15 protein-coding genes and 1 tRNA gene are annotated in these 14905 nt (G+C 49.5%); 13 read left to right on the top strand and 3 right to left on the bottom strand.

What is annotated here, in order from left to right:
* Nucleotides 1-307: 307 nt before the first annotated feature.
* From HYT77_09725 to HYT77_09750, 6 genes are all read left to right on the top strand, one after another.
* Nucleotides 308-1465 (top strand): hypothetical protein, encoded by a 1158-nt coding sequence (locus tag HYT77_09725; protein ID MBI2068276.1) that lies wholly within the window; start codon nt 308-310, stop codon nt 1463-1465.
* Between the two features lie 15 nt (nt 1466-1480).
* Nucleotides 1481-1684 carry a hypothetical protein gene (locus tag HYT77_09730; GenBank protein MBI2068277.1) on the top strand — a complete coding sequence of 68 codons (204 nt, stop codon included), beginning with the start codon at nt 1481-1483 and terminating at the stop codon, nt 1682-1684.
* The gene (locus HYT77_09735; protein ID MBI2068278.1) at nt 1665-2222 is read left to right on the top strand and encodes an FMN-binding protein; all 558 of its coding nucleotides are present in this window, start codon (nt 1665-1667) and stop codon (nt 2220-2222) included. The genes HYT77_09730 and HYT77_09735 overlap by 20 nt, the downstream gene beginning before the upstream one ends.
* Nucleotides 2219-2716 carry a hypothetical protein gene (locus tag HYT77_09740; protein MBI2068279.1) on the top strand — a complete coding sequence of 166 codons (498 nt, stop codon included), beginning with the start codon at nt 2219-2221 and terminating at the stop codon, nt 2714-2716. Before HYT77_09735 ends, HYT77_09740 begins: the two co-directional genes overlap by 4 nt.
* A gap of 64 nt (nt 2717-2780) precedes the next feature.
* The gene (locus tag HYT77_09745; GenBank protein MBI2068280.1) at nt 2781-3578 is read left to right on the top strand and encodes an FAD:protein FMN transferase; all 798 of its coding nucleotides are present in this window, start codon (nt 2781-2783) and stop codon (nt 3576-3578) included.
* Between the two features lie 230 nt (nt 3579-3808).
* Nucleotides 3809-4975, top strand: a complete 1167-nt coding sequence (locus HYT77_09750) for an ATP-binding protein (protein MBI2068281.1) — start codon at nt 3809-3811, stop codon at nt 4973-4975.
* 170 nt (nt 4976-5145) lie between these two features.
* On the opposite strand, the gene HYT77_09755 is transcribed toward HYT77_09750, so the two are convergent.
* Both HYT77_09755 and HYT77_09760 read right to left on the bottom strand, forming a co-directional pair.
* Nucleotides 5146-6471 carry an ATP-binding protein gene (locus HYT77_09755; protein ID MBI2068282.1) on the bottom strand — a complete coding sequence of 442 codons (1326 nt, stop codon included), beginning with the start codon at nt 6469-6471 and terminating at the stop codon, nt 5146-5148.
* A gap of 578 nt (nt 6472-7049) precedes the next feature.
* Nucleotides 7050-7122, bottom strand: a tRNA-Ala gene (locus tag HYT77_09760).
* A 185-nt stretch (nt 7123-7307) separates the two neighbouring features.
* Here HYT77_09760 and rlmN point away from each other — a divergent pair.
* From rlmN to HYT77_09795, 7 genes are all read left to right on the top strand, one after another.
* A complete protein-coding gene (gene rlmN / locus HYT77_09765) occupies nt 7308-8360 on the top strand; it encodes a 23S rRNA (adenine(2503)-C(2))-methyltransferase RlmN (GenBank protein MBI2068283.1) in 1053 nt (350 codons plus the stop codon).
* Nucleotides 8361-8469: 109 nt separating this feature from the next.
* Nucleotides 8470-9333, top strand: a complete 864-nt coding sequence (mtnP, locus tag HYT77_09770) for an S-methyl-5'-thioadenosine phosphorylase (protein MBI2068284.1) — start codon at nt 8470-8472, stop codon at nt 9331-9333.
* Nucleotides 9330-10241 (top strand): sugar kinase, encoded by a 912-nt coding sequence (locus tag HYT77_09775; protein ID MBI2068285.1) that lies wholly within the window; start codon nt 9330-9332, stop codon nt 10239-10241. Before mtnP ends, HYT77_09775 begins: the two co-directional genes overlap by 4 nt.
* Nucleotides 10242-10601 carry a helix-turn-helix domain-containing protein gene (locus HYT77_09780; protein MBI2068286.1) on the top strand — a complete coding sequence of 120 codons (360 nt, stop codon included), beginning with the start codon at nt 10242-10244 and terminating at the stop codon, nt 10599-10601.
* A 9-nt stretch (nt 10602-10610) separates the two neighbouring features.
* On the top strand, nt 10611-11300 hold the full coding sequence (gene recO, locus HYT77_09785) for a DNA repair protein RecO (protein ID MBI2068287.1): 690 nt from the start codon (nt 10611-10613) through the stop codon (nt 11298-11300).
* Between the two features lie 77 nt (nt 11301-11377).
* Nucleotides 11378-12913: an AarF/ABC1/UbiB kinase family protein gene (locus tag HYT77_09790; protein ID MBI2068288.1), complete on the top strand. Its 1536-nt coding sequence runs from the start codon at nt 11378-11380 to the stop codon at nt 12911-12913.
* 1 nt (nt 12914) lies between these two features.
* A complete protein-coding gene (locus HYT77_09795; protein ID MBI2068289.1) occupies nt 12915-13694 on the top strand; it encodes a TonB family protein in 780 nt (259 codons plus the stop codon).
* A 43-nt stretch (nt 13695-13737) separates the two neighbouring features.
* Here the strand turns inward: HYT77_09795 and HYT77_09800 are convergent.
* A partial coding sequence (locus tag HYT77_09800; protein MBI2068290.1) for a hypothetical protein occupies nt 13738-14905 on the bottom strand: 1168 nt, incomplete at its 5' end.

Below are 14905 nucleotides of genomic sequence, written 5' to 3' on the forward strand. Positions count from 1 at the left end.
ATATATATAAAGGACAGGCAATTTCGATGCCAAGGCAACAGGACCGGTTATTTTTTAACTACTTGAAATAAGAGGCATTTCTTTTTTACTCACTGACAGGGGTACGATATCATTATCAAATCGATAAATTTTTACCAATTTGATAAACATGAAGCTCCTCGCGGCAAGACGGCATGGTTTTCTGGCGGAGGCGGATAAAAATAAAATCAAATAAAAATTGTTGACAGGGCTCCCCGTTCCCCCTACACCTCTCTACAGAAATGAAATTGAGAATGATTATCAATATCTTAAAAGGAGGTTCATCGCTATGAAAAACGTGGTTTTTGCCAAGACGGCCCTGTTGGTGTTGGGACTGCTGTTGGGAGGTTCCTCTCTCTCTTATTCGACCCCAAAAATTAAAATACCCTTGGGAGAAGAGGAGGGAGCTGAACAAAAGGCCCCTTTTTATTTCTTTGGTTACGGAGAACTTCACTACAACAATCGAGTGGGGGATGGTGGTGATCAGTTCGACTTTCACCGCATGGTTTTGGGGTTTGGATATGACTTTACCGACAAATGGAACTTTCGGACGGAGCTCGATTTTGAACACGCGTTTACCGAGCCTGAATTGGAATTTGCTCATGTTGATTATCTAAGGAGCCCTCATCTCAATCTTCGGTTTGGAAGCCTTTTGGTCCCGATGGGGGTGATCAATCAGCATCATGAACCGCCTCTCTTCTACAGTGTTGAGAGGCCGGAGGTTTATCGCGTTATTATTCCCACGACCTGGCAAGAGGGAGGGGCTGGGATCTACGGAGAGATCACTGACGGACTTCACTATCAGTTGTACGGAACCTCCAGCCTGAACGCCTCCGGATTCAATGGGAGCAATGGCGTTCGCGGTGGACGGGGACATGTGGGAGAGCAGATCGGACGTGACTTTGCAGGCTCTGGTCGTTTGGAATACGTCGGGCTTCCCGGTTTTCGTTTAGGGACATCTCTCTTCGCTGGTAATACGGGGCAAGGGGACGCCACGATCGACGGAGGTCTTCTTCTCATAGGTGAGGGGGATGCCAAATACAGTCTTGAGGGTTTTGATCTGGAAGGGCTCTTTGTCTGGAGCCATCTATCAGATGCCGGTAATATCAACACCACCCTAGTAGTGGCCACGCCGACCTTTACCAATTTTGTCGCATCCCAAATGATGGGGTGGTATCTCGAGGGGGCTTATCATCTTTTCTATCATCTAAAACCGGAAATCAGACAGGATCTCGTTCTCTTTAGCCGTTTCGAAGATTTTAATACCCAGTATCGGATGCCGACCGGATTTGCTTCCAGTGCAGCGAATGATCGTAATACCGTTACGACGGGTCTCGCCTACCTTCCGATTCCCCAGGTAGTCTTTAAGGCTGATTATATGCTCAATTGGAGTCAGGCGAATGGTGGAACGGATCAGTTTAATCTTGGAGTTGGATTCATGTATTAAATGGGAGGAAAAACGATGGATACAAACCATGAAAAACATCACCGCCGGTGGAGCCTTCAACTCTGCGGTTCCAATGCGATTCATATTGTCTACGGACCGGTGACCCTGCATATTCCCCGACAAGACCTGCCGCATTTGATGTTGGGTCTTGTCAGAATGAGCCGAGAAATGATTGCAAAGGGATTGAGGGGAGAAGAGAGTGAAGCAGTTCTTCACTAGAGCTGTTTATCTATTACTTGTTGGTTTAGTGACGACGTCTCTTTTTGCCGAGCCGACTGTTTATTTAAGGCCCGAAGAGGCGCTTCAGATCATTTTCAGGGATTCCGAGGAAGTTGTTTCGGATTCCACAATACTAACCGCCCCGCAAAAGCTTGAGTTGAAAAAGAAACTGGGTGAACCACTTCGCAAAGAGACCTGGAACTTTTTTATTGCCAGAAGTGGGGGAAAGATTGATGGCTATGCCCTTGTCGACCAGGAGGTCGGAAAAACAGAGCCGATTACCTTTTTGACGGCGCTTACACCGGATGGCAAGGTAAAAGAGGTCGAAGTTCTTGCCTACAGGGAACCAATCGGGAGTGAGGTAAGACACAAGAATTTTCTGAAACAGTACCGTGAGAAACGTCCGGAGAGCCCCTTGATCGTGGGGAGGGATATCCAGGGAATTACAGGAGCGACACTTTCAGCACGGGCTGTCTCCAGAGGGGTCCGGAGGGCCCTTGCTTTATGGGAGATCCTTTATGGAAAGGAGAAGAGATGATGAGACTCTCTGTGCTTCCGCTCTCGGCCAAAACACTCATTACCTGTTTGCTCTTTGCATTGTCCGTTGGGTATTTTGTCTCCCTCCTTCAGATAGGCAATCGTACCGATTTTAATCAGCAAAAGACTGTCAGGCATTTTCGGGGTGTTGATGGTGATTCCGAACTCTATCCTCCGCAGAGCACGGCCACACTGATTTCCGTGGCCCATGTCCATAGTTTTAGTCAACCCGTGGTTATCGCCCTTGTCTCATTACTCTTCCTCTTTACCGGAATTTCGGAGGGAAAGAAGGTCTTTTGGATTCTCGTTGCTTTTATCGGCAGTCTTGCAGGTATTTGTACTCCCTGGTTGATTCGTGATGTTTCCCCATATTCTGTCTTCGGGCTTTATCTTTCAGGGATCGCCCTTTTGGGATCCTTTTGCGTCATGGCGACTCGTGTTCTTTATGAGACCTGGAGATCTCCCTCCCTTCCCCCCAATAATGCGAAGAGCTAATCTTATATTAATTTTTTTTTGTTCATTAGCGTCAGCCGCCGAATTTTCGAGAACACAAATTTTAATGGGAGATGTTCCTGTTGTTATTACCGTTCGGGCCCCTTCCGGCAGAAAAGAAAAGGCGTTTCATGTGATGGATGATGCCTTTCAACTGGCCCGTGAAATTGAAAATGAGGTGAGCGAATTTGTCCCTTCGAGTGACACGTTTCATTTAAACAGCGTGAAGATAAAAGAAGAGGTGTTTATTCGACCTCACCTGTTGAAAATTCTGTTGTTGGCGGAACAAGTTTCGCTTCGAACCGAAGGGGCCTTTGATGTCACTTTTGCTTCCAGAAATCGTGCGGCCTCTTTTCGCGATTTGCAGATCAATCAAGATCGTTCGACCGTTTTAATTGATCGGCGTGGCATAAAAATTGGCGTCTCGGGAATAGCAAAGGGCTACATTGTAGATCGAATGAGTGAGTTTCTGAATGAGAATGGATTTTCTAGCCACCTTGTTAATGCAGGGGGGGATTTAATGGCCCATGGTGTTTGGAGAATTGGCATTAGGGACCCTTTGAGCGATCGTATCCTCTGTTCATTGGATCTCCAGGACCAGGCGGCCTCTACCTCCGGTCTTTATGAAAGGGGGAGACATCTCTTTGACCCCCGATTAAAGGGGCCTATCGAAAACCCTGATTTTTTGAGTGTTACCGTTATTGGCGACACCTGTTTTGATACCGATCCGTTGTCTACTGCAGGATTCATGGTTGGGAGAAGGGGAGTGGAGAGGCTGATTTCAAGGTTTTTCGGGGTCTCGCTTATTGTTGTAGATCAAAAAGGCAGGGTGGACAGCTACCCTACCATCGGTCTTTGCCGATAAAGAGAGTTATGAGACTGTTGAAAAATGCCATCTGCTGCGTTCCCCTCGTCACCGGCTCCTCGACGTACCCTCAAGTACGCCTGCGTCGCGGCTCCTCGGGGTGCCTTGCAGGCTCGGCGCCGTTCGATCCCCATCAAGGAAACAAATGATTTGGCACCCACGTTTGATTTAAGCATTGACAATGGAGTACACTCCTTTTAAATTGGATTTTAAAGGAGTTAATTCCTTTTATGTATGATCGAAGGCTTATAATTCGACTCCCTCGGGGACAGTCCGCGTTTCTTTGGGGGGCCCGCCAGACCGGCAAATCAACTTATTTAGAGTCTCATTTTCCCAAGTCGCTGAAATATGATTTTCTCCAGTCGGACCTTTATCTTAACTTCATGAAGGAACCGCATCGTTTACGAGAAGAATTATTAGAGAAAAAAATCTCACCGTCCGAGCAACCGATCATTCTTGACGAGGTCCAAAAAATTCCCCTACTTCTTGACGAGGTTCATTGGCTGATTGAGAATAAAAAATTAAGTTTCATCCTCTGCGGTTCCAGTGCGCGAAAACTGAAAAGGGAGAAGGCCAATCTTTTGGGCGGCCGTGCCTGGCGCTTTGACATGCACCCCCTCGTGTTCCCCGAAATTCCCGATTTCAATCTCCTGAAAGCCCTTCAGCAAGGGCTCTTACCATCCCATTATCAGACCGAGTATCCGGAAAAGGCTCTGAGGGCTTATGTCAATGATTACTTGACCGAAGAAATCAGGGCGGAAGGTTTGAGCCGAAATCTGGCCGCCTTCGCGAAATTTCTGGAGGCCGCCGCCTTTTCACACGGTCAACTCGTGCACTACAAGAACATCGCCAGCGACTGTGGTGTCGATGCCAAAACGGTAAAAGAATATTTTGAAATATTAAAAGATACTTACATCGCCTCCTTCCTCCAACCCCTTCAGAAGAAAAATGGAAGAAAGAGCCTCTCGGCGACTCCCAAATTCTATTTTTTCGACCCTGGCGTCGTCAACTTTCTGTCCAAAACATCCTTGAACCAGCTGAAAGGGCCCCAGGCCGGTTTAAGTTTCGAGGGGTATCTCTTCCATGAGATCAATACCTACCGTTCCTACACCGAAAAGGATTTTGACCTTCATTATTGGCGCACCGGTAGTGGCCATGAAGTGGATTTTGTTCTCAATAAAGATGAGGTCACTATCGAGGCCAAGATTTCTGATCGTATCAAACCGGACGATATCAAGGGATTAAGAGTGTTCCTTGACGAATCACCCGTTAAAAAGGCTTATGTCGTCTGCTTGGAAAAAAGACAACGGCTGATTACAACCCCGGAAGGAAAAGAGGTCCATATAGTTCCCTGGAAAAACTTTCTGGAGGTCCTTTGGAATGGTGACATCATCTAACAGATCAATAACTTTTCGAGAATCTCATTCGAGGGGATTAAGGGCTCGGGCATAGCCCGGACTTACAAGGGGACCGGCTTGGGGCTCGCCATCTGCAAGGAGATCATCGAACAGCACGGAGGGGGGGATAGGGGTTACGAGCGACGGCGAAAAGGGGGTCGAGTTTTATTTCACACTGCCGATTGGCTCCACGGTTTTGTGAGCAGCGAAACGGCATAGAGTGGGAAGTTGCAGGTCTGGGAGTCTCGTTTGAGATTCAAAAGGTTCAGTCGAAGGAGTGAATCGGGAGAAAATTGATCCGCGTAGGAGCTGAGGCTCCGGCTTCGCGGGCGGATCCCTGATTTGACTTCGAGAGGATAGATCCGATCTTCGAGCTCAATCAAAAAATCAATTTCCGCCTTTCCTCCCTCACTCCTCCAGTAATAAAGTTCCTCCATTCCCAAAAAGGCAATGAGCTGTTGGGCCACATAGTTTTCCGCCAAGGCCCCTTTGTATTCTTCAAAGAGTCGGTAACGTTCGACGAGGACCGTGGTCGGAGTTCGGGCCATCGCCCCCAAAAGCCCGACATCGAGCATGTAGACCTTAAAACAGTTTTGGTCGGCATAATGCTTGAGGGGAAATTGACTTTTCTGGACCGCACTTGCCCGGTGAATCAGCCCCGCATCCTTAAGCCAGACTAGCGCATTCTCATACTCCCTGGCTCGAGCTCCTTTCTTGAGCGCTGAAAAGATAAATTTTCGATGCTCTCGAGCCAAATGGGACAGGAGGGAATCCCAAATCAGGGTGAGCTTTGGAATATCCGAAGCCGGCGCGTGTTTGGCGAAATCCAGGATATACGAATCGATCACCTCGCGTTGAATTTGACGGACCTCGAAGGGATCCCGTTTCTCAGCGTAACATTTCACCGCCTCGGGCATTCCCCCCACGAAATAATACTGATGGAGGAGGTCAATGAGTTCCTGGTGAAAAGGTTCGGCATAAGGAACAAGTTTTTCGGTCTCTTCTAAAACCATTCGGTAGCGCGATTCCCCGACGGCTTCAAGAAACTCAAGAAAAGTCAGTGGACGGAGATCGAGAAAATTCACCTTCCCGACGGGAAAAGATCTCGGTGTGGAGAGTTTCACACCGAGCAGGGAACCGGCACAAGCGAGGTGATATTCCGGAGCCTGCTCCTGGAAATATTTGAGCGAATTGAGTGCGGCGTTCGACGTCTGGATCTCGTCAAAAATAACGAGATCCTGCTCGGGGCGGATTTTGCTCTTCGAATAAATTTCAAGATCATTAAGGATTCTTCGGGGATCCAGGTTTTTTTCAAAGAATTGGCCGAGTCTTGGAACCTCCTCGAAATTAAAATAGTGGACTTGACCATACTCTTTTTTCCCAAATTCCATGAGAAGGTAGGTTTTTCCAGTTTGCCTGGCTCCTTTAAGGAGTAGCGGTTTTCGCCGCTCCGAGATCTTCCATGCGACGAGCCTTTGATAGGCATCCCGTTTCATACCCTTAACTGATGTACCATTTTTGCCCCCTTGTCAATGGTTAACGGTGAATTATGTGATAAAATACACATATTGTTCCACTTAAATGTGATATTTAACTCCATTTCTCTGGTCCTGGAATCCAACCTTGGCCCCATCCCCTGGTCCAGGATGAAGCTCCCCGCGGCAAGACCGCGGGGTTTCTTGGCGGAATCCCCGTAGCCACCGACCCTCCTCTGCCAATGCTTCGGATCTCCGGACCATTCATCGCCGCAAGACAAACGGGCCTCAAGCATTCAAGGAGGAATATAAAGTCAACCAGGCGATCATGGTCTCACTGGATGCCTCGCCTCGATTGGCCGGCGGTATTCGGATCTTGCCCTGAAATATCTTTCTGGAGGAACTCTGGTTCGGAAAAATCATTGCTTGAGTGGATTTTTTTGCCAAAATTCTCCTAGCCAACTTTGCAATGTTGAGAGTAAATTGAGCAATCTTTATGGCTCGCCCCACTGATAATGGAAGAGGTAACAAAAAAAATTATTTCCCATCTCCCCGCGCAGGATTTAAATTTTCGCTATAGAAATTGTCGCGATAATATGTGGAGACGGGGGGGATCGAACCCCCGACCTCTTGCATGCCATGCAAGCGCTCTCCCAGCTGAGCTACGTCCCCGTTTCTAGGTGCGGAGCAAATCCCGCCGCCTCGTTCCTTACTCGATCCCTTGCGTATATCGAGCAGAATCATTGAAAATCAACAGGAATCAGAAGCTCCCTTTCCCCCTTGAAGGGACTGTTGAAAAATGCCATTTTTCAACAGTCCCTTGAAATGTTTTGTACAGATGATCTAAGTAGGTCCCCATGCGCCAGAACATACTGGATCTGACCTTGGATCGACTCTCTTCCTGGTGTTCGGAGAGGGAGCTCAAGAGGTATGTTCCCCCGCAGGTTTACCAGTGGCTTTATTCCAAGAAGGTTGTCTCTTTTGAGGAGATGACAAACATTGCCGTGGAGACTCGGGCACTCTTTGCGGAATATTTTTATATCGGGCGACTCGAGGTCGGTGCCCGTCATCACTCCCAGGTTGATCAATCGAGAAAATATCTATTTCGTCTTCAGGACGGTCGTTCGATTGAATCGGTCCTGATGCCGCAAAAAAATCGCCTGACCCTTTGTGTCTCGAGTCAGGTTGGATGTGCGATGGGGTGCAAGTTCTGTAAAACGGCCGAGATGAAACTCGTCCGGAATCTGACCCAAGGTGAAATTCTCGGACAGATTCTTGAGGTTTGGCGCGAACTTTCACCCGGAACCCGCATTAGCAACATTGTACTCATGGGGATGGGGGAGCCTCTTCATAATTATGACAATCTGCTCTCATCGATCCGGATTATGACCGATGATCGTGGTCTGGGAATCTCGCAGAGAAAGATCACAGTCTCTACGGTCGGTCTGGCTCCCGAAATAGAGCGCTTTGCTAACGACTCGGGTGTTAAATTGGCGCTTTCCTTAAATGCCACTACGGAAGAGGGGCGACAAAACTTGATGCCGATCACCAAAAAATATTCTTTAGAGCGGGTCATTGAGGCCTGCAAAAAATATACGGAGTTGCAGCCCAAGCGACGGGTAACCCTTGAATACGTCATGATGGCTGGGATCAATGATTCCCTGGAGGATGCGAAGCGATTGGCCCGGATTGGTTCGCATATCCCGTGCAAAATTAACCTCATCCCCTACAACGAGTACCCCGCTTCTCCCTTCCAACGTCCCTCAGAGGAAAAGGTCGGTCTCTTTTTTCATTATCTGGCTGACCGGCATTTTCAGGTGAATATCCGTTATTCCAAGGGACTGGATGTTATGGGGGCGTGTGGTCAGTTGTGTGTAAATCCGGGAACCCCCTCACCGGTGACGACCTGAACGGCTCAAACGCCCTCTCCAACAGGTGAAGAGGGCCCTCTACCGCTTGCGGGAGAGGGGAGTTCAAATCTTGACGAAACAGAAGGGTGAGGGTACGTAAGGCGTCCCTATGTCAGAACCATTAATTGGTATCATCGGCGGCAGTGGACTCTATGAGATAGAGGGTTTGAAGGTTATTGAAGAGATCAATCTTGAGACCCCTTTTGGAAAGCCTTCGGATGCCTTTATGGCGGGTGAGATGGCAGGGAGAAAGGTGGTTTTTCTCTCCCGGCATGGGCGTGGACACCGTCTCTCTCCTTCAGAGCTCAATTTCAGGGCGAATATCTGGGGAATGAAGAAACTGGGAGTTGAATGGATTATTGCGGTCTCTGCCGTTGGAAGCATGAGGGAGGAGATTCATCCGGGTGATATGGTTATTGTCGACCAATTTTTTGACAGAACGCGTGGTCGTCCCTCCACCTTTTTTACGGAGGGTGTTGTCGCCCACGTCACTTTTGCGGATCCTCTCTGCCCGTCGCTTCGCAAGATACTGATCCAGTCAGGGAAGACTGTTGGGGCAACCATTCATGAAAAGGGGACCTATCTTTGTATGGAAGGGCCTCAGTTTTCGACGCGGTCGGAATCAAATCTCTATCGAAAATGGGGAATGGATGTCATCGGGATGACCAACCTTCAAGAGGCAAAACTCGCCCGCGAGGCGGAAATTTGTTATGCAACGATCGCCCTTTCTACTGATTACGATTGTTGGCATGAGCATCATGGTGATGTGACGGTTGATGCGATTGTTGCTGTGCTTAAGAAGAATGTGGAGACCGCCAAGAAAATGATTCGTGAGGCAATCAAGATAATTCAACACCCGCGGAATTGCGGTTGTGGGGAGGCCTTAAAGACGGCGATTCTGACCGATCGGCAGGCGATTTCACCGGAAGCAAAGAAAAAACTGGAACTTATTGCAGGTCGGTATTTTTCATGAGTGTCATTGTTGTTGGAACAGTCGCCCTGGATTGTATTGAAACTCCTTTTGGTCGTGCGGATGAGATGCTGGGGGGATCGGGGACCCATTTTGCCTCGGCGGCCTCCTATTTTGCCCCGGTTCATCTCGTCGGTGTGGTGGGGGAGGATTTTCCACGCGAGGCACTTCATTATCTCAAGGAGCGCGGTGTTAATCTGGACCATGTCGTAACGGCTCCCGGAAGGAGTTTTCGGTGGGAGGGGCGCTATCATTATGACATGAATACCCGTGATACCTTGAAAACGGAGTTAGGGGTCCTGGCTGGTTTTACGCCAAAAATATCCCCTTCCTGTCGTGAGGGGGAGCATCTCTTTTTGGGGAACATCCATCCAGCGGTCCAGATGCAGGTTTTGGAGCAGGTTCGGGCGAGAACGGTCTCGCTCGATACAATGAATTTGTGGATCGAAACGGAACGGAAGGGGCTCGAGCAGGTGATGGCTCGGGTTGACCTCATGGTCTTGAATGAGGAAGAGGCCCGCCAGCTCTCGGGAGAATATTCCCTTGTGAAAGCGGCCCGGACAATCAACCGTTTGGGGCCACGTATTCTGGTGATTAAACGAGGGGAGTATGGGGCCCTTCTCTTTTACAAGGGTGAGATCTTTTCAGCCCCCGGTCTTCCGCTGGAGGCGGTGAAAGATCCAACCGGGGCGGGGGATTCCTTTGCCGGGGGGCTCATCGGTTATCTTGATCGCTCAGGCCCCCTTGATTTTGAAACGCTCAAGAAGGGGGTTATCATGGGAAGTGTGATGGCCTCATTTAACGTTGAAGATTTTGGACCGAATCGTTTAAAGAAGCTTGGTCGTGATGAAATTCGAGGGCGGATTGAAGAGTTCAGGCGTCTTGCCCATTTTGAACCGTTGGAGGTCTAGGTGATAGAATCGCTCGGACAGTATCTCAAGAAGGAGCGTGAGGGGAAAGGGGTGCCCCTTGAAGATTTGGCGCGTTCCACAAAGATAAATCTCCATTTTTTAGAGAGCCTGGAGGGGGACCAATGGGAGTCCCTCCCAAAAGGGGCCTTTATTCTCGGTTTTCTGAAGAGCTATAGCCGCGAGGTCGGTATTCCGGAGGTTGAGGTTATGCGTCGCTATGAGGCGCTTCGTCCAGTCTCTCGCGGCGAAGAACATCCCTTTCAAAAATTTCGTGGAGTTGAGGTCCGCAACCGGTTTTTCCTTTTTCTTCTGATTGCCCTTGGGTTGATCATTCTTGCTGCTTACCTCTCGACACGCTAGTCTCACAATATGAGTTCCGAGGAAGTCCACGCGATTGTTCTAAAAACGACGCCGTATCGGGAAGACGACTTGCTCTGTGATCTTTTTACGTTAGAAAAGGGCCGGCTGTTAGGACTGGCCCGATCGGCCCGCAAGAGTCGCATCCGGTTTGGATCTGTTTTGACAACGGCCAATATTCTCAAGATCTCCCTTGAAAACAAGCGGGGGGTCTCCATCGTTTTTCTCAAAGAGGCCTCGCTTGAGTCCCCCTGGGTGCACCTTTATGGAAGTTTAGAATCTCTCGGTGTTACCCTTTATTTCATGGAACTGATGCGGGCCTTTACATTCGATGGATCGCCGGAGCCGCAGAAGTTTCATCTTCTGCATCACTCGCTGATTGCGCTGGAAAATGGGGAGGAGCCCTCTTCGGTGCGAACTGGTTTTGAGCGTCACCTGCTTCGTTTGGCGGGGGTTCTCCCTTACCTTCAGGATTGTTTAAGATGTCATGCCTTGGAGGAGCAATATTATTTCGTCTTTCAGGAGGGGGGCTTGTTTTGCCACAACTGTCTTCCCGCCGGATCCCCTTTTCTGACGGTCTCCAAGGACAGCCTGGAGGATCTCTTTACTCCGTTTTTGGAATACTGTATCGGTAGGAAAATCCATTCTAAAACTCTATGTCAAAAACCTCCCCCAAAAATTGTTCAAGAACCCGTTTTTTAAAGGCTTATTGGACTTTTGGCATCATCTTTATTTCCTATTGCCTGGCGGGGTTAAAGCGGAGATTTTTTGGGAGGTGGGTGGGAGATAACGAGCTTCTTGAAGTCCATCGGCGCAATGCCAAGAGGATAGAATCGACGATCCTCGAGCTTAAGGGGATCTATATCAAGGTGGGACAGATGCTCTCGATCATGAGTAACTTCCTGCCCGACGAGCTTCGAAGAGGATTAGAGGGGCTTCAGGACGCGGTGCCACCGCATCCCTATCCCGCTATCGAGGAGAGATTTCTGCAGGAGTTTGGAAAAAAACCGGACGATATTTTTAGTCGCTTTGAAAAGGTGCCGATTGCCTCTGCCTCGCTCGGTCAGGTTCACGTTGCCTTTCTGCCGGACGGCACGAAGGTAGCTGTCAAGGTGCAGTATCCGGAAATCGAAGAGATCGTCCGGATCGATCTCAAGACAATGAAAAAGATTTTTTCTTTCCTCCACCTCCTGTTCCCTCATTATGGTCTGAAAATCGTTTACCGGGAAATCGCCGAGGTTGTCTGTCAGGAACTGGACTATCTCTATGAGGGGAAAAATCTTGAATCACTTCGGGACAATTTTAAAAATGAGAAGGATTTCCTGTTTCCCGATGTCTACTGGGATTTCTCGAGCTCACGAATTCTGACACTCCGGTTTATGGAAGGGATGAAGGTTTCTGACCTGGCCGGACTCCGAAAGGCCGGATTGGCCCCGCGCACAATAGCGACAAAGATCATCCACGGCTATTGCAAACAGATCTTTCTGGATGGCGTCTACCATGCGGATCCGCATCCGGGCAATCTGCTGATCCAGCAGGATGGACGGATCGTCCTCGTTGATTTTGGTGCGCTCGCCCGGATCTCGGAAGGGATGCAGAAAGGGATCACCCAATTTGCGGAAGGGCTCATCAAAAGGGACACGCGAATGCTCGCGGCGGCGATGCGTCAGATGGGGTTTGTCGCGCGCGAGGAGGGGATGGAGCCGTTTGAAAAACTCATTGATTATCTTTATGGCCGGCTGACCCAGGTCAAGGTGGAAAATTTTAAGGATCTCAACCTCGCCAATCTCCAGAATGTCGAGGAGTTATTGGAGCTCAAAAAGCTGAACATCAGCTTCAAAGACCTGATCAGTTCGTTTCATGTGCCCCGAGATTGGCTTCTTTTGGAGAGGACGATGCTTCTCGTTGTTGGGCTCACCACCCACCTCGACCCAACGTTAAATCCGGTCGAAATAGTCCTTCCTTATGTGGAACGGTTTGTCTTGAAAGATCGGGCTCTTTCCGATGCGTTGGTAACGATGGTACAGGAGATCGGGCTTTCCTATCTCCGTCTGCCGCATGAAATTTACAGGACGCTTCGCCTTTTGAATGAGGGACAGCTGACCATTCGCAATCTGGACCTCCGTTCCCATTCTGATCGGCTGGATCGTTTGGGACACCGGTTTCTCTATGCCATTCTGATGGTGGGAGGATTCTTTCTGGGGCTTCGTCTCGAAGAAGTTGGCTTTACGACGGAATCACGGTATACTCATCTCGCGGCCGCCGTCATGGGGTTATTTTTGGCCGTCTCGCTTGTAAGAAACAAGCGTTCTTAAAATGATGAGAGAAGAGAATCAAGACCGCCGGATTACGATCGCCTTTCTTGCCTCGCTCTTCCTGCATCTGCTCATCGCCTTTCTGCTCATTCCGTCGGCATTTCTCGAAAAAAAGAGGTCGGAGGAACTGGAGGTTGTGCTTCAAGCGGTCGATATTGCCGATATTGAAAGGCCCGAACGCGAAGAGCGTCCCAAGAAGGCACGGTTTCTTGGCCTGTATGACTCTTCGGTAGAGAAGGAGGAGGTCGCGGTCAAACCTTATCTCCCCCCCTCGCAGAGGAGGATACTTACGGGCAGTGACGGGCGTGATCTGAAGGAGGAGGGGGAAGGGGCCCGTTATGCTGCGTTGCCCAGTGAGAAAAGACCTCTCCAGCCGGAGGAGGGGGAGGATCTTGTCTCGGTCCTGCCCGAAGAATTCTTTCCGGATGTGAGGCTAGGTGAGAAGACCTACCTGAATGTCTACCGGTATCCGAAGATCTCCTATTTTGTCCGATTGAAAAAGATTTTTAGACTGACCTGGAATCCCGAACCGATTATCATGCGTCATCTCTTTGAAGGAAGTTTGATGGCCAGTACGATTCAGGCGACGGTTGCCTTTGAGATTGACCGGCAGGGAAACCTGCGGAGGCTTTTTCTCTACCAGTCCTCGGGATCACCCTCCTATGATGAAGAATGCCTCCGGGTCATTCAGGCGTCCGCGCCGTTTGCTGTGCCTCCCAAGCATCTTTTGAATGAGAAGGGGGTACTGGCGTTGAATGTGCCTTTTACGGTCTTTTTCTAGTAACGCGTCCCATGAATAACCTTATGCTTTGTCCCCGCATTCCTTATTGAATTGGTAACTTTTTCAGGTCTACAGTAGCACCAAGATCTTGCGAGACCTCAAAATAGATCGTGTCTCCAACTATCTGAGAACTGAAGACAATTCCTGAAGACTCGGCATGATAAAGGGAAGGGGTCCCGCCCGTTGTTAAAACCCTATAAATTCCTGTGGTGTTATTCAAGGTGCCTGAAAAGTAGGCGTACCCATTGTGGATTTGAACACCCCCTATGCTGGTTATGCCTGATACAAGTGTCGTCGCATCTCCTCCCCCACTCAGTGGGGCATATTTGACCGCCCCATTGTTTTGAAGGGCAGTCCCCTCTGCCCAATAAAGATTGGTGTTGTCGGCGTCAATTCCCCTAACTGTTGAAAAGGTTACCGACGTCGTGGCAATATTTTTTACACCCCCTCCAGCGGCCGCATCACTTGCTATCGATGCGAGACTCCCACCCACTGTCGAGATACTTTTGAGGCCTCGAGAATCATTGCCGCCGATGTTGCCTGGACTAATCGCAAAAAACAGTGTTGAGCCTTTCAACATGAAGGCCCTCGGATAGGCCAAACTGCTCACAAGATTTACCTTGCTTCCACCGCCCAAGGGGACACCACGCACCCTCCCGCTGGGTCCGCCTATGCCATCACCCCAATAGAAATTATTCTCATCGGCGTAAAAATTATTTTGAGGGCCTGTACTGGTCGTTGACACGGTGGTAATAGAACCCTGTCCCGTCCTTGCCTTACAGAATATCCCTGAGGTAGTGATGTCTGCGGGATTGTTCGACCAGCAGACATTTGCACCAGAAAAGATAGGAACCCTCGGTTTTTCCAGGCCGGTGGCGATACAGTTAGGCGACCCGCCTGAGGTTGAAATGATACAAATCCTCCCGTTCGTCGAGGAACTTGTATTATCGGCGTAGACACAATCCGTGGCGTCGCAGTAATGTACACTCGATTGCACAACACCGCTAACAAGCGTAGCAACAGATGGAGCACTCTGCTGTTGCTGCTGAGAAGAGCAATCCGTCGGGCAGGTTGTGGCGGTCTCACCCCTCGTCGGGCGACAGGTCCCGTCACCACAATAACCGCCTCCCCCGGCAACACTCCCGCAATCCGACGGACAGTTCGTCGGTGACTCCGAACCGTTGCAAAGGGCATCCCCGCAGATCTCAGAC

This window comes from Deltaproteobacteria bacterium (assembly GCA_016180855.1).
Lineage (GTDB): Bacteria > UBA10199 > UBA10199 > JACPAL01 > JACPAL01 > JACPAL01.

Coding starts and splice junctions, on each gene's coding strand:
- HYT77_09725 (MBI2068276.1), top strand. CDS start 308: ATGAAAAACGTGGTTTTTGCCAAGACGGCCCTGTTGGTGTTGGGACTG.
- HYT77_09730 (MBI2068277.1), top strand. CDS start 1,481: ATGGATACAAACCATGAAAAACATCACCGCCGGTGGAGCCTTCAACTC.
- HYT77_09740 (MBI2068279.1), top strand. CDS start 2,219: ATGATGAGACTCTCTGTGCTTCCGCTCTCGGCCAAAACACTCATTACC.
- HYT77_09745 (MBI2068280.1), top strand. CDS start 2,781: ATGGGAGATGTTCCTGTTGTTATTACCGTTCGGGCCCCTTCCGGCAGA.
- HYT77_09750 (MBI2068281.1), top strand. CDS start 3,809: ATGTATGATCGAAGGCTTATAATTCGACTCCCTCGGGGACAGTCCGCG.
- HYT77_09755 (MBI2068282.1), bottom strand. CDS start 6,471: ATGAAACGGGATGCCTATCAAAGGCTCGTCGCATGGAAGATCTCGGAG.
- rlmN (MBI2068283.1), top strand. CDS start 7,308: ATGCGCCAGAACATACTGGATCTGACCTTGGATCGACTCTCTTCCTGG.
- mtnP (MBI2068284.1), top strand. CDS start 8,470: ATGTCAGAACCATTAATTGGTATCATCGGCGGCAGTGGACTCTATGAG.
- HYT77_09775 (MBI2068285.1), top strand. CDS start 9,330: ATGAGTGTCATTGTTGTTGGAACAGTCGCCCTGGATTGTATTGAAACT.
- recO (MBI2068287.1), top strand. CDS start 10,611: ATGAGTTCCGAGGAAGTCCACGCGATTGTTCTAAAAACGACGCCGTAT.
- HYT77_09795 (MBI2068289.1), top strand. CDS start 12,915: ATGATGAGAGAAGAGAATCAAGACCGCCGGATTACGATCGCCTTTCTT.